Genomic DNA, 13,597 nt, shown 5'->3' with positions numbered 1-13,597 from the left:
ATGATTTTAATCAAAGAAAAATTAATTTTTTTACAGATAAAATAAAAAAGATAGGAAACAAAAATGGAATTTAGAATTATAACATACAATATTTTTGGGGCAAGACTTACCAATGGAAGGGAACTTGCTCGGAGCTTAAAAAAGTATAATCCAGATTTTATCGGACTTCAGGAAGTTGATAGAAATACAAAAAGAAGCAAATTTCGGGATATTGTACAGGAAATGGCACAGGAATTGGGTTATCATTATCATTATTTTCAGAAAACAATGGATTTTGATAAAGGTGAGTTTGGAATTGCGTTTATTTCAAAGTATGATGTGAAAAATATTTACATTCATCAGTTACCTGGAAAAAGCAAGGAAAAAAGGCAAGTTTTGGCGGCTAGATTGAATACTTCAAAATTTAAAAAGAAAATTTTAGTTGTGAATACACATCTTGATAACAGTTTGGACAATAAAAATGAGGAATTGGATGATTTGTTTACTGCAATTGAGGGATTTAAGGGCGATGTGAAGTTTTTGTGTGGAGATTTTAATCTTTTACCAACGACAGAATATTATGCGAAAATTAGGAAAGATTGGAATGACAGCTATTTTGAGGGTAAAGATTTGGAAAATAATAATAACTCAGAAAATAGGGAACTTGAAACGGCTAGAATTGATTATGTGATGGTGAAAAAGGGTGCAGATTACAAAGTGAAAAAGAGTTTTTATATTAATGATGATTCAAGGGATTGGACTAAGTTGTCGGATCATTTGCCGTATATGGCGGTTTTTGAGGTGGAGTAAGTTTGTTGGGAATGATTTTGAGATTTTTCTTTTATTAAAATAATGGGTTTATCGTAAACTTGATTTGATAAGATTTTTTGAAATAATTTTTACAAGTTTTTGAGAATGCTGTTGTAATTTTTGTTGTATATTTACATTTTTCGTTGTAAAAAGTGTATAATATCTACATTTTTTCATTGTAATTTTTGTTGAAATATGCTATATTTCATACATAAAGTTATAAAAAGAGGTGTTTTATGTATAGAATTGCTATTGAAAATCTTTATGAATGGAAAAATAAGAAAAATAGGAAACCTTTGATTATACAAGGGGCAAGACAAGTGGGGAAAACTTGGCTTATGAAGGAATTTGGAAAGAAGGCTTATAAAAATACAGTTTATATAAATTTTGATTCTAATTCTAATATGAAAGAATTGTTTGAAACAGATTTAGATGTAGAGCGACTGATTATGGGGATTGAGCTTTATAGTGGAATAAAAATAGTACCTGAAGAAACTTTGATTATTTTTGATGAAGTTCAGGAAGTTCCAAGAGCAATTTCCAGCCTTAAATATTTTTACGAAAATGCACAGCAGTATCATATTGTTTGTGCAGGTTCGTTGCTAGGAGTTGCACTGCATGAGGGAACATCATTTCCAGTTGGGAAAATTGACTTTTTAAAGTTGTATCCTTTATCTTTTAAGGAATTTTTACTTGCCACAGGGAATGAAAAATTTTTAAAACTTGTTGAAAATAATGATTATCAGATGATAAAAGTGTTTAAGCAAAAATTTATAGATATGCTTAAATACTATTATTTTGTAGGTGGAATGCCTGAATGTGTACTTCATTTTTCGGAAAATAAGGATTTTAATGAAGTAAGGGAAATTCAAAAGCGTATACTTTTAGCTTATGAACAGGATTTTTCAAAACATGCTCCAAATGAAATTGTGCCTAGATTGAGAATGTTATGGAATAGTATTCCATCACAACTTGCAAAAGAAAATAAAAAGTTTATCTATGGTCTGGTTAGAGAAGGTGCGAGGGCAAAAGAATATGAAATGGCATTAATGTGGCTTATTGATTGTGGTCTTATTTATAAAGTGAACAGGGTTAATAATCCTAAACTTCCATTAAAAGTATACGAGGATTTAAAGGCTTTTAAATTATTTTTACTTGATACAGGACTTCTTACCTGCATGACAGGATTGAATCAGAGTACGCTTATTGAAGGAAATAAACTATTTGTTGAATTTAAAGGAGCATTAACAGAACAATATGTGCTGCAGCAACTTGTTACAATTGAAAATTTGAATACATATTATTACACAAATGACCGTGGTTCATGTGAAATTGATTTTTTATTAGATAATGGAGAAAGTGTAATCCCTGTCGAAGTAAAAGCTGAAGTAAATTTGAAAGCAAAAAGTTTGAAAATGTATAAAGAAAAATATAACCCCGAAATATCAGTAAGAATATCAATGAATGATTATAAAAAAGAAGAATGGTTGTTAAATTTACCGTTGTATATGGCAGAGGAAATTGGAAATATTGTGGAAAAAGAAAGAAATGATAAGGGATAGTTAGAAATGTTGGGAAATGACTGATATTTTGACTGATAAAATGACTGATAAAGAGTTTCAAAGGTTGAAAATACTAAAAGTATATTTTGAGAAAAATAATTATATTGATAATAGTGAGGCTCAAAAGATTTTGAATGTTTCGGATTCTACGGCGAGAAGATTTTTGAATAAACTTGTGAAAGGTGGGATTTTGGAAGCGATTGGAGAGAGAAAAGGGAGAAGATATAGGAAGAAATAATAAAATTTGGAGATAAATTATATGGAAATAAAATATTCAAAATTTGAAATTAATATGTGGGATATATTTTTTCTAGTAATATATTTAAGTCATTTATTAGGAGGAATTGATATTTTATTTAATAAAAAAGAAAAGGTTGGAATAATTTTTTTGGTTATTGGAATAAGTTATTTTGTTTATAGATTTCTTTTGGTAATGATTATTAAAAGTAAGATGAAATTTGATTTTTTTGATTATGAAGTGAAAATAAAAGGTATATTTTTTGAGAAAACTATTGAATATAGTGATATAAAAAAATTGATAGTGAGAAAAAATATACTAAGTTCTTATGATATTCTTTTGAATTTTGACAGTACAATAAGTGTTTATAAGTATTTATGCAATTTGATAACTGATGTTTCAATAGAAAATAATCATGAGAAAAGTTATGTTTTTTGTGATATAAAAAATAAAGATGAAATTTTGGAATATTTGTTGGAGAAAATAGGTTATCCAAAAAAAGAAATTCGTGAAAAAGTGAATGGAGAAAAATTATATGTGAAATATTCAATTTTTGAAAGATTTCATATGTTGTGCTGTTCAATATTTAGCATAGTATCAATTTTTTCGGTTGGAGTTGCTTGGGGGGATTTAGAATTAATGATTGAACTATTTGTAATAATAATATTATTACTAGTGATGATTATGATAAAATTTTTTAGAAAAGATTATATTATGAAAAGATATAGTAATTACAGTATATCAATATTTGAAAAGAAAAAAGGAATTTATATTGTAGACAGTTTTTTGGAAACAGATGAAAAAGTAGTGATTAATTATGAAAATTATTTTTATAAAAGGGATTATTATTATTTTCAGAATAATGTTATGCCTAAAAATTATAAAAAATATGATAATTGAAATTATAAAAATAGTATGTATTTATATGAATATTACACATGTTTATATTTTCTATTAAAAATAATGATTTTGAAAAGGAATTATTACAATGAAGAATAAGGATTACATTGAAGGATTTATTGAAGGTGTTTCAATGTGTTGGAATAATGGGATGAAGATTTGTCCTGAATATACGGCAATATATATTGATACATTTTTTATTGATAATGATAAAAATAATGATTTGAATGAAATAATAAAGAAAAAATTATTGCAATATTATGCAAATAGTTCATCTGAAAAAAAAGATGATAATATTAGAAAAAAATTGGAAAAATTGAACATTGTTTTCAAAAAAAATAGAAAATACGAAAAGCTGATAAAACAAAATGAAACAAAAACTGGTTACGATAGAATTTCTGAATTTATTAAATTGCAAACAGAATTTACTGTTGAGGAAATAATTGAAAATTTAGAAAATAAAGCAGATAAAAAGGAACAATACTGGAATGTAAGACATTTTTTTTATCAAATAACACATTGGTTTGGTGAGCCTGTAAATTTTTATTTAGCGATAAAGAAATATGAAGATATTTTAAGTGAATTTTATGCATATAATGTTTTTTCAGCTGGAATAATACGGTACAAAGAACATTTATTAATGATTGTTTATGGTTCTGATGAATAAAAAAATCTTAAAATCAATTGCTTTTAAAACAGATAAAAGATATAATTAAATAAAAAAGAAAGGAAGATAAAAAATGAAAAAAATAGAAAGAATAACAATAATAGTTTTAGACAGTGTTGGAGCAGGAGAATTGCCTGATGCGAATTTGTTTGATGATTGCGGATCAAATACTTTAGGGAATATGGCGAAAGCTCATGGTGGAATGAGTTTGCCTAATATGGGTAAATTAGGACTTGGAAATATTACTGAGATTGAAGGAACTCCAGCTGTGGAAAGTGCTGAAGGGGCCTATGGAAGAGCGATTGAGGTGTCGCATGGAAAAGATTCTACGACTGGACATTGGGAAATTGCTGGTGTGCCATTGGAAAGACCGTTTCCAAACTATCAAAATGGATTTTCAGATGAAGTTATAAAGGAATTTGAAGAAAAAACTGGAAGAAAAGCTATGTTGAATAAGCCAATTTCAGGGACTGTAGCGATTGATCAATATGGAGAAGAACAAATTAAAACTGGAAATTGGATAGTTTACGGTTCGGCAGATCCTGTGTTTCAGATTGCTGCGAATGAAGAAATTATACCACTTGAAGAACTTTACAAAGCATGTGAAATTGCACTTGAAATTTGTAATGAAAAATCGCCTGTAGCAAGGGTAATTGCAAGACCTTATGTTGGTAAAAAAGTTGGAGAATTTAAAAGAACTGCAAACAGACACGATTTTTCGATTGATCCGCCAAAAGAAACAATGCTTGAAAGATTGGAAAAAGCTGGACTTGATGTAGTTGGAATTGGAAAAACGAGCGACCTGTTCAATGGAAAAGGAATTACAGACAATAGAAAAGCTAATCAGGATAATTTGGATGGAATTAAAAAAACAATTGTGGCATTGAAAGAAGATACAAAAGGATTGATTTTTACTAATTTGGTTGACTTTGATGCAGTTTATGGGCATAGAAGAAATGTGGAAGGTTATGTAAATGCTTTGATTGAATTTGACAATTGGTTGCCTGAAATTGAAAAAAACTTGAAAGATGATGAAATCTTGATTATCACTGCCGATCACGGAAATGATCCTACTTATAAAGGGACTGACCACACAAGAGAGTACATTCCAATATTGATTTACGGAAAAAATGTTAAAAAGAATGTAAATATTGGAACTAGAAAAACTTTTGCTGATATTGCGGCAACTGTTGAAGAACTTCTATTGGGAACTGAAAATGAGGGGAGTTTTGCGAAAGAGATTTTATAAATAAAAAATGTTATATAATGAAAGGAAGAATATGAGTTTAGAAAAAGAAGAAAAATGGAGCTGGCAATTTAAATGTCTTTTTGTAATTATTATTGTATGGGGAGTATGCTCTTCTGTATTTTTTGATAATAAATGCTATATATACAAAAAAAAAATTTTTAATTTAGTCAATTGTCTTTTTAATTTAGTCAATTGTCTTAGATGCAAGTTATTAATAATTCCTATAAAAGAGTTTCCACTACCTATTGTAGATCTTATAATAATAATATTACCAATATTATTATTACTATTCTCGTTGTGGTTTCATTTGTTAAAAAAAATTGAAAATAAAAAGTTTATGTGGATAAGCCTGATGCGACACATCAAACGGTTTCATTTGTTAAAAAAAATTGAAAATAAAAAGGGCAAAAATATTAAAAATCAAATTGAAAAAAATATAAATTCGAAAAATAGGAAAAAAAATTATTGTTTAAAAATTGGAATTCCAGTTTTAATTTTAATTTTATTTATTTATTTTTGGTGCAACAAAAATTTAAATATAAGTTATATCATATTTTCTATCATGATTGTGTTGTTTATAGCATATATAATGATGATAATTTTAGGAATTAGAATATTTATAAAAAAATTTGGTATAGTAATGTTTCTAATGTTTATGGCATTAGTTATCTATATTCAACTTGATTCTTGGAATTTCTTAAATGTTAAAAATATGAAAATATCAGATTTAGGTAATGAGAATAGCTATAAGTGGTTTATTATTTTAAGACTCGTAATACTTTTACTGGAACAACTATATGTATTTGTTTTTTTAAAATTTTTTTCTGAAAAGAAAATAACACAAGTTATAAGAAAAAGGTTGTTAATCTCAATAACTGTAATAATATTATTATATGTACTATTTAATGGATTTATGTTTATGATAATAAGAAATTATACAGAATTATCTAATAATGTATTTAAAAAAAATAGTAGAGATGTCTTATCTTTTGGTATCACAATGAAATTATTAGTTTCAATGATATTTTATTATATAAAAGACGGTATGTGGGATAAAAAAAGCGAGTTAGCAGATTAAATATAATCCCATTCATAAAAAAAGATAATAACAAAAAATTTTTTGGTATCTTAAATAAAATATAAAAAAATGATTAGACAGATAGATATGAGAAATAAATAAAATTTTAAGGGGGATTTTATGGAGAAAAAAGCAATACCTATAGGAATTGAAAATTTTGAAGATATAATAAAAGATAATTATTATTATGTAGATAAGTCAATGTTAATAGAAGATATTCTTGTAAATAGAGCTGCTGTGACACTTTTTACAAGACCGAGAAGATTTGGAAAAACGCTTAATATGTCGATGATTAAGTATTTTTTTGATGTGAGAAATAAAGATGAGAATAGGACACTTTTTGAGGGATTGAAGATATTTGGTAGCGAATATATGAAAGAGCAAGGGAAATATCCTGTTATTTTTGTTTCGTTGAAGGATTTAAGGGCGGATACTTGGGAAGATACTTTTGAAAATTTAAAATCTTTTATTTCTGATTTGTATGCTGAATTTGAAGATATGAGAGAAATAATGAATAAGCGAGATAAAATAAAATTTGATAAAATATTTTATGAAGAGGAAAAAGGTGATTATGAAACTGCTTTAAAATTATTATCAAATTATATTTACAAATATTATGGGAAAAAAGTAATAATTTTAATAGACGAATATGATGCACCAATAATTAATGCTTTTGATAAAGGTTATTACAATGAAGCAATAAATTTTTTTCAAGTATTTTATAGTTCGGCATTAAAAACTAATGATTCTTTGAAATATGGGATTTTGACTGGGATAACTTGGATTATAAAGGAAGAGATTTTTTCTGGATTAAATAATTTGAAGGTAGATACTATTTTAAATAAAAAATTTTCAGAGTATTTTGGACTTCTTGAAAGTGAAGTAATTAAAATGCTTGATTATTTTGAAATGAAATATAAAATTGAAGAAGTTAAAGAATGGTATAATGGATATATTTTTGGAGATAAAAGAGTTTATAATCCTTGGTCAATCATAAATTATGTTGATAATGGAGAAATAAAAGCATATTGGGCAAATGTTTCTGGAAATACACTTTTAGAAAATATGTTAGATCAAGCGGGAGAAGATGTTTATACAGATTTAAAGCGATTTACTGATGGAGAAAGTATTGAAAAATATATTTCAGATGGGACAACGATAAAAAGTCTTTTGAGTAACGATGACGAAATATGGCAATTGTTTTTGTATAGCGGATATTTGACAAAGGCTAAAGAACAAATTGAAATTGATGAAACTTCAGAATATACAAATATTTATAATTTAAAAATTCCAAATAAGGAAATTAGAAAATATTTTGGGAATATGTTTTTAAATAGATTTTTTGGAACAGAATTGAAAACAAGTATTTTGATAAAAGCATTAGAAAGTGGAGATATTAAGAAATTTGAAAAGACATTAGGTGAAATAATGGTAAATATGCTTAGTCATTTTGATTTGGATAGTGAAATGGAGAAAATTTATCAAGTGTTTATGATAGGTCTTGTAGGATTTTTGATGGGAAAATATGAAATTATTTCAAATAATGAGAGCGGATATGGAAGATATGATCTTGCGATGATTCCAATAAAAAGCAATGAAAAAGCGTATTTAATGGAATTTAAAATTTCTAAAACGGAAAATAGGATGACTTTAAAGGCAGAAGAAGCTCTAAAACAGATTGATGAGAAAAAATATGACACGAGATTAAAGGCTAGAGGAATAAAAAAAATTTTAACAAAAGATAGCAAGAAGTCTCTGACTTCTATAAGTGGGAGATGAATTGCTTTTTTTGTAAAAAAAATTGAAAAAAGGATACTCTTATGATACAATTTTTGTATAAAATATCGAAGAGAAATCATTAATGATAAAATCTCTAAAGAAATAATTAAAAATAATATTCAAAATCAAAAGGAGGTGTAATTTTATGAAATATAATTTGGCATTCAAATACAGAATTTATCCAAATAAAGATCAGGAATTATTGATAAATAAGACTTTTGGATGTGTTCGTTTTGTTTACAACAAAATTTTGTATACTGCGAATAAATTTTATGAAGAAACTGGAAAAAATAAAATAATTACACCTGCCAGTTTGAAAAGTGAAAATCAATTTCTAAAAGAAGTAGACAGTTTGGCACTTTCGAATGCTCAATTGAATGTAAAACGATCGTTTACGAATTTCTTTCAGAAGAGGGCAAAATTTCCAAGGTTCAAATCTAAAAAGAATAATGTTAAAAGTTATACGACAAATTGTGTGAATAATTCAATACGAATTGAAGAAAATAAATATTTGGTTTTGCCAAAATTGAAAAAAGTTAAATTAAAATATCATAGAGAAATAACAAAAGATTACAAGATAAAGTCAGTAACATTGACAAATAGTAATGGAAATTACTATGTTTCTGTTTTGACGGAATTTGAAAAAGAAATTCAAAAAATACCAAGTAATGATAAAGTGATTGGACTTGATTTTTCAATGTCTGAATTATTTGTCAGCTCTGAAAACCAAAGGGCTGATTATCCAAGATATTTTAGGATGTTGGAGAAAAAATTGAAGAAATTACAAAAATCATTATCGAGAAAAGTAAAATTTTCTAAAAATTGGTATAAACAAAAAGCGAAAATATCAAAGTTGCATGAGTATATCAAAAATTGCCGAAGAGATTTTCTACATAAATTATCGAAAAAATTGTCTGAAGATTATAATGCTGTGGTTGTTGAGGATTTGAATATGAAAGGGATGAGCCAGGCATTAAATTTTGGGAAAAGTGTAGGAGATAATGGATGGGGAATGTTTTTGAGAATGCTTGAGTATAAACTGATATTTTTAGGGAAACAATTTTTGAAGATAGATAAGTGGTTTCCGTCATCGAAAACTTGTAGTAAATGTGGAAATGTTAAAGAGGAACTGAAATTATCAGAAAGAAGTTATAGATGTGAGTGCTGTGGGATTGAAATTGATAGAGATTACAATGCGGCATTGAATATAAAAAACATTGGAAAATTGATGTTGAAATATTAGGAAATAAAAAAACAGGGTAGGAACTACCCGAAGAGCTTGGTAAATATATTTGGCTAACAAAAGCAGATACTTCCCAAGAAGCTCCCGCTTCTAAAAGCGGGAGTAGTTCACAGATAGGGATAGCATTTTATGGGAAGAAAGTAAAAGTTTTTAGTAAATAAATTAGATATTTATAGAAAATTTGAAAAATAGCAGTTAAGTAATAACTTTAAAACAGTGGGTGATAATCAGTGAATAAAAATGAAGAAGAAGAACAAAAATGGTTAGACTGGGCAATTGAACTTCAAAGTCTAGCACAAGCAGGACTTGCTTATGGAAAAGATAAATTTGATATTGAGCGATTTGAGAGAATTAGGGAAATTTCAGCAGAAATGGTGGCACACAAAACTGAGATTTCGATAGAAAAGGTAAAGGATTTATTTTGTAATGAAGTTGGATATCAGACGCCTAAGATTGATGTGAGAGGCGTGATTTTTGAAGATGATAAGATTCTTTTGATTCAGGAAAGTAATGGGAAATGGGCATTGCCAGGTGGATGGGCAGATGTTTATCTTTCTGTGAAGGAAAATGTGTTGAAGGAAGTTAAGGAAGAAGCTGGGATTGAGGCTAGTGCTGAAATGATTATTGCTTTACTTGATGTGACGAAAGGTCTTGGAAGAAAGATTCCATATGGTATAACGAAAGTATTTGTTTTGTGTAAATATGTGAGTGGAAAATTTGAGAAAAATATTGAAACGGTTGGCAGTAGATATTTTGGGATTGATGAATTACCTGAACTGGAAACAAAAAAAATTACGGCTGAGCAAGTAAAAATGTGCTTTGAGGCGAATAGAAATAGGGATAAATGGAAGGTTGTTTTTGATTAAGAGAGTATCCATAATTTTGTGTAAACTTAAAATATAATACATGGTAAAGAATGTCAGGAATTAGTTGAAATTTCATAAGTTGAAATTTTTTAGAAACAGGAATATTGTTTATTCTAATTGTTCTAGAAAGTAAAAAAATAGATTATTATTATTAGTTTTGAGAGTATTTAATTTTTTTAAAACCTGTAAACTAAATAAATTAATTAATTATTTTATTATACGAAATTTGTACTCTCTTAATTTTGAAAGTTTATAAAAAATTAGAAAAGGAAAAATAAAAAATGGGAATTAGAAAAGCGACAATTAATGATTTAGAAGAATTGACAAAAATAGAAGCAGAGTGTTTTCCAGCTACAGAGGCGGCAACTGAAGAGAGTTTTCGTGGGAGATTGGAAGTTTATCCAGATTTTTTTTGGATTTTGGAAAATGAGGATGGTAAAATTGTTTCATTTGTAAATGGGATGGCTACGAATGATGAAATTTTGACAGATGAAATGTTTGAAAATCCTAAATTACATGATGAAAATGGTGATTGGCAGATGATTTTTGGAGTGAACACACTTCCAGAATTTAGACGGAGAGGTTATGCTGAGAAAGTTTTGAGAAAAGTTGTGGAAGATGTGAAAAGTGATGGAAGAAAGGGTGTTGTATTGACTTGTAAAGATAGGCTTGTTCCGTTTTATGAGAAGATTGGGTTTGTGAATGAAGGGTTATCAGAGTCGATTCATGGGGGTGCGGTTTGGTATAATATGAGGATTATTTTTTACGAAAATTTTTGATAGATGGTGATTTTTTATAATTAGAAAAAATTTATTTTGATAAAAAATTTGTTTAAAGATTGGAGTGAATTAAGAGAATTGACAGAAGTTTAAATTGCAATAAATGGAAAAAATGTAAAATATGAAAGAACTTAAATGTTCTTTTTTTATTTTAATAATAAAATTAGATTTATCGTATTTTGTTTGTTAGAAGATAAATGTAGTTTTTAAAATTCAGTTTTAAAGTAATATAACTATATGGTATAATATTTTATAAATAAAATAAAAAAGGAGATAAAAGTGATTACAACATTATGTTATTTAGAAAAAGATGAAAAATATCTAATGCTACATAGAACTAAAAAGAAAAATGATATAAATAAAGGAAAATGGCTAGGAATTGGCGGGAAATTGGAAGCTGGGGAAACACCTGAAGAGTGCTTAAAAAGAGAAGTTCAAGAGGAAACTGGCTACGAATTGAATAGTTATGAATTTCGTGGACTTGTGATTTTTAATTACAACGATGATGAGCCGCTATTTATGTATCTTTACACAAGTTCGGATTTTTCAGGAAATCAGCATGAATGTGATGAAGGCAACTTAAAATGGATTCCCAAAAAAGAAATTTTTGATTTAAAATTGTGGGAAGGCGACAAAATATTTTTAGAATTATTATTTAAAAATACACCATTTTTTTATTTAACTTTAAATTATGAAAACGATAATTTATTGAGCTCAAAATTAGAATTTAAAGAAAAATATAGTTGTTTTGAAGTTTTTGTTCCAGAAAATTATGTGGAAAAAATTGTGGAAAACTTACAAAAATACAATCTTTTGACAGAAGGCTTTTATGCAGATGTCTATTCTACAATTGATGGAATTGGACATTGGAAAACTTTGGAAGGAGGGAATCCTTTTGATGGAGAAGTTGGAAAATCAAGTGTTGCTAATGAGAAAATTATGAAATTTAGAGTGAAAAAAGAATTTTGTGAGTTAGCGTATTATTTGATTAAGGAGGTTCATCCTTATGAAACGCCTGTGATTAATGTGTTTGAGATGGAAGTTTAAAAAGAGGGATTTATGAAAATAAAATTATTTAAAATTTTTAAATATTTTAAAGATATAATTTTTTGGAATCGAGAAAAATATAATAAATATTACAAAGCGTTGAAAAAATTTTATCCTGAATATTATTTATCAATAAATGATTATGAAGAAGATGATGTTGATGAAGAGATTGAGGAAACAATCTTAGAAACAGAAAAATTTCAATATTTTAAAAATAGTGAGATAGAAAAATTATTAAAAGAATATTATGAATCATCAAATATTTCATTTTCCTTTATGGAAAGAAAAAATTTTTTTGATAAATTGAAAAAAGAATGTACGACACAAGATATAAATAAAATTTACAGTTTGATTTTTGAAGGTGATAAGTGTGTTGAAACTGATAATTTGAGATTTGCGAATAAAATAGATAAAATTTTAAATCAAAATAAATTTGAAAAAGATTTTTTTAAATATAACCTTATGAATAATGGTAAAAGTGAATCGAAGGAAATATTAAAAGAATACGAAGCCAATTCAGAAAAAGGGATAAAAAAATTTATTAAAAAATATTTTTTTCTAAAATATAACAAAATTTTGGGTTTATGTATAAATAGTAATGAAAATATTTTGAAAAATTGGATTTTTTCAAAACAATTTTTCTTAAATATAGAAAATATGATGTTTAAATATAAAATGAAAAAAATAAGTAATGAAGCAATTTCAGGCTATGTTTTTTATATAACTTTAATTCCTTTATGTCTACAATTTACAGGAATTATGCTTATGTTAATGGGAAGTTTACAAATTAATTATTGGATAATTTCATTAGTTATAGGAATAATCTTCCTTATTTTAGATTGGGATGCACTTATAAATTATAAAGAGATAGAAGGAGGTTTTTCATCAGGAATGACAAATTGTTATTTATTTTTTGAACCAATCATTTATTTAATTTATCATTTAAAATATCAGAATTTTAGTTATGAGAGTTTTTATCAACTTTTAGGATTAAATTTAATATTTATTATATATTTTATTATAAAGCAGAGAATAGTTTATCTTCGTGTAAAAAAAGTATCTAAATATTTTATAGATAGTATTTTGGGAAAAACTTATACGAACGAACTAATAGTTGAAAATGAAATACAAGAAATTAAAAAATCAGATTTGATAGAAAATTGGATAAAACTTTTAAAAAGTAAACTTTCTAAATTAGTATTAAAAAAATATGTATTTAGAAAAGTACCAGAATATGAAGGATTAATTGAAGATTTTATTCATTTTGAATCGGATGATAAAAAGAAAATTTTGGAAATTTTAAAATCTAAAGGAATTATAGAAAAAAGTAAAATACCAAAAAAAGAAAAGAAATTACTGTATAAAAGGTTAAAATTATAGATTTAAAAAATAGAAAAAAG

Annotated in this window: 14 protein-coding genes; 13 read left to right on the top strand and 1 reads right to left on the bottom strand. The window is 26.5% G+C overall.

Annotated elements, in window-relative coordinates; all coding sequences use genetic code 11:
- Positions 1-63 precede the first annotated feature (63 nt).
- Entirely contained in the window at positions 64-789 is a 726-nt protein-coding gene (locus tag J5A73_RS07850) for an endonuclease/exonuclease/phosphatase family protein (RefSeq protein ID WP_211614636.1), read from the top strand.
- 48 nt (positions 790-837) lie between these two features.
- Here the strand turns inward: J5A73_RS07850 and J5A73_RS10700 are convergent, their stop codons facing one another.
- Positions 838-966 (bottom strand): hypothetical protein, encoded by a 129-nt coding sequence (locus J5A73_RS10700; protein WP_256438635.1) that lies wholly within the window; start codon positions 964-966, stop codon positions 838-840.
- 59 nt (positions 967-1,025) lie between these two features.
- Between J5A73_RS10700 and J5A73_RS07845 the strand changes: the two genes are divergently transcribed.
- From J5A73_RS07845 to J5A73_RS07790, 12 genes are all read left to right on the top strand, one after another.
- On the top strand, positions 1,026-2,351 hold the full coding sequence (locus J5A73_RS07845) for an ATP-binding protein (RefSeq protein WP_211614634.1): 1,326 nt from the start codon (positions 1,026-1,028) through the stop codon (positions 2,349-2,351).
- Between the two features lie 16 nt (positions 2,352-2,367).
- Positions 2,368-2,589: a winged helix-turn-helix transcriptional regulator gene (locus J5A73_RS07840; protein WP_211614632.1), complete on the top strand. Its 222-nt coding sequence runs from the start codon at positions 2,368-2,370 to the stop codon at positions 2,587-2,589.
- A 21-nt stretch (positions 2,590-2,610) separates the two neighbouring features.
- Positions 2,611-3,489: a hypothetical protein gene (locus J5A73_RS07835; RefSeq protein WP_211614630.1), complete on the top strand. Its 879-nt coding sequence runs from the start codon at positions 2,611-2,613 to the stop codon at positions 3,487-3,489.
- A gap of 88 nt (positions 3,490-3,577) precedes the next feature.
- Positions 3,578-4,156 carry a hypothetical protein gene (locus J5A73_RS07830; protein ID WP_211614628.1) on the top strand — a complete coding sequence of 193 codons (579 nt, stop codon included), beginning with the start codon at positions 3,578-3,580 and terminating at the stop codon, positions 4,154-4,156.
- A 73-nt stretch (positions 4,157-4,229) separates the two neighbouring features.
- On the top strand, positions 4,230-5,405 hold the full coding sequence (locus J5A73_RS07825) for a phosphopentomutase (protein ID WP_211614626.1): 1,176 nt from the start codon (positions 4,230-4,232) through the stop codon (positions 5,403-5,405).
- Positions 5,406-6,060: 655 nt separating this feature from the next.
- Positions 6,061-6,483 (top strand): hypothetical protein, encoded by a 423-nt coding sequence (locus tag J5A73_RS07820; protein WP_211614624.1) that lies wholly within the window; start codon positions 6,061-6,063, stop codon positions 6,481-6,483.
- 120 nt (positions 6,484-6,603) lie between these two features.
- Positions 6,604-8,262, top strand: coding sequence for an AAA family ATPase (locus J5A73_RS07815; RefSeq protein ID WP_211614622.1), 1,659 nt, complete (start codon positions 6,604-6,606; stop codon positions 8,260-8,262).
- A gap of 145 nt (positions 8,263-8,407) precedes the next feature.
- The gene (locus J5A73_RS07810; RefSeq protein WP_211614620.1) at positions 8,408-9,505 is read left to right on the top strand and encodes an RNA-guided endonuclease TnpB family protein; all 1,098 of its coding nucleotides are present in this window, start codon (positions 8,408-8,410) and stop codon (positions 9,503-9,505) included.
- Between the two features lie 230 nt (positions 9,506-9,735).
- Complete coding sequence (locus J5A73_RS07805; RefSeq protein WP_211614618.1) at positions 9,736-10,371, top strand: NUDIX hydrolase N-terminal domain-containing protein; 636 nt, start codon at positions 9,736-9,738, stop codon at positions 10,369-10,371.
- A gap of 281 nt (positions 10,372-10,652) precedes the next feature.
- Entirely contained in the window at positions 10,653-11,150 is a 498-nt protein-coding gene (locus J5A73_RS07800) for a GNAT family N-acetyltransferase (protein WP_211614616.1), read from the top strand.
- A gap of 279 nt (positions 11,151-11,429) precedes the next feature.
- Positions 11,430-12,197, top strand: a complete 768-nt coding sequence (locus J5A73_RS07795; RefSeq protein WP_211614614.1) for an NUDIX domain-containing protein — start codon at positions 11,430-11,432, stop codon at positions 12,195-12,197.
- Positions 12,198-12,209: 12 nt separating this feature from the next.
- A complete protein-coding gene (locus J5A73_RS07790; RefSeq protein WP_211614612.1) occupies positions 12,210-13,577 on the top strand; it encodes a hypothetical protein in 1,368 nt (455 codons plus the stop codon).
- Positions 13,578-13,597 lie beyond the last annotated feature (20 nt).

The sequence above is a fragment of the Leptotrichia sp. oral taxon 218 genome (genome assembly GCF_018128225.1).
GTDB lineage: Bacteria > Fusobacteriota > Fusobacteriia > Fusobacteriales > Leptotrichiaceae > Leptotrichia.
Note: the sequence above shows the minus strand (reverse complement) of the source record. Positions and strands in the feature narration are given on the sequence as shown.

What these genes read in the sequence shown, in the direction of transcription:
- J5A73_RS07850 (WP_211614636.1), top strand. Translation starts at nt 64, where the DNA reads ATGGAATTTAGAATTATAACATACAATATTTTTGGGGCAAGACTTACC.
- J5A73_RS10700 (WP_256438635.1), bottom strand. Translation starts at nt 966, where the DNA reads ATGAAAAAATGTAGATATTATACACTTTTTACAACGAAAAATGTAAAT.
- J5A73_RS07845 (WP_211614634.1), top strand. Translation starts at nt 1,026, where the DNA reads ATGTATAGAATTGCTATTGAAAATCTTTATGAATGGAAAAATAAGAAA.
- J5A73_RS07840 (WP_211614632.1), top strand. Translation starts at nt 2,368, where the DNA reads ATGACTGATATTTTGACTGATAAAATGACTGATAAAGAGTTTCAAAGG.
- J5A73_RS07835 (WP_211614630.1), top strand. Translation starts at nt 2,611, where the DNA reads ATGGAAATAAAATATTCAAAATTTGAAATTAATATGTGGGATATATTT.
- J5A73_RS07830 (WP_211614628.1), top strand. Translation starts at nt 3,578, where the DNA reads ATGAAGAATAAGGATTACATTGAAGGATTTATTGAAGGTGTTTCAATG.
- J5A73_RS07825 (WP_211614626.1), top strand. Translation starts at nt 4,230, where the DNA reads ATGAAAAAAATAGAAAGAATAACAATAATAGTTTTAGACAGTGTTGGA.
- J5A73_RS07820 (WP_211614624.1), top strand. Translation starts at nt 6,061, where the DNA reads ATGGCATTAGTTATCTATATTCAACTTGATTCTTGGAATTTCTTAAAT.
- J5A73_RS07815 (WP_211614622.1), top strand. Translation starts at nt 6,604, where the DNA reads ATGGAGAAAAAAGCAATACCTATAGGAATTGAAAATTTTGAAGATATA.
- J5A73_RS07810 (WP_211614620.1), top strand. Translation starts at nt 8,408, where the DNA reads ATGAAATATAATTTGGCATTCAAATACAGAATTTATCCAAATAAAGAT.
- J5A73_RS07800 (WP_211614616.1), top strand. Translation starts at nt 10,653, where the DNA reads ATGGGAATTAGAAAAGCGACAATTAATGATTTAGAAGAATTGACAAAA.
- J5A73_RS07790 (WP_211614612.1), top strand. Translation starts at nt 12,210, where the DNA reads ATGAAAATAAAATTATTTAAAATTTTTAAATATTTTAAAGATATAATT.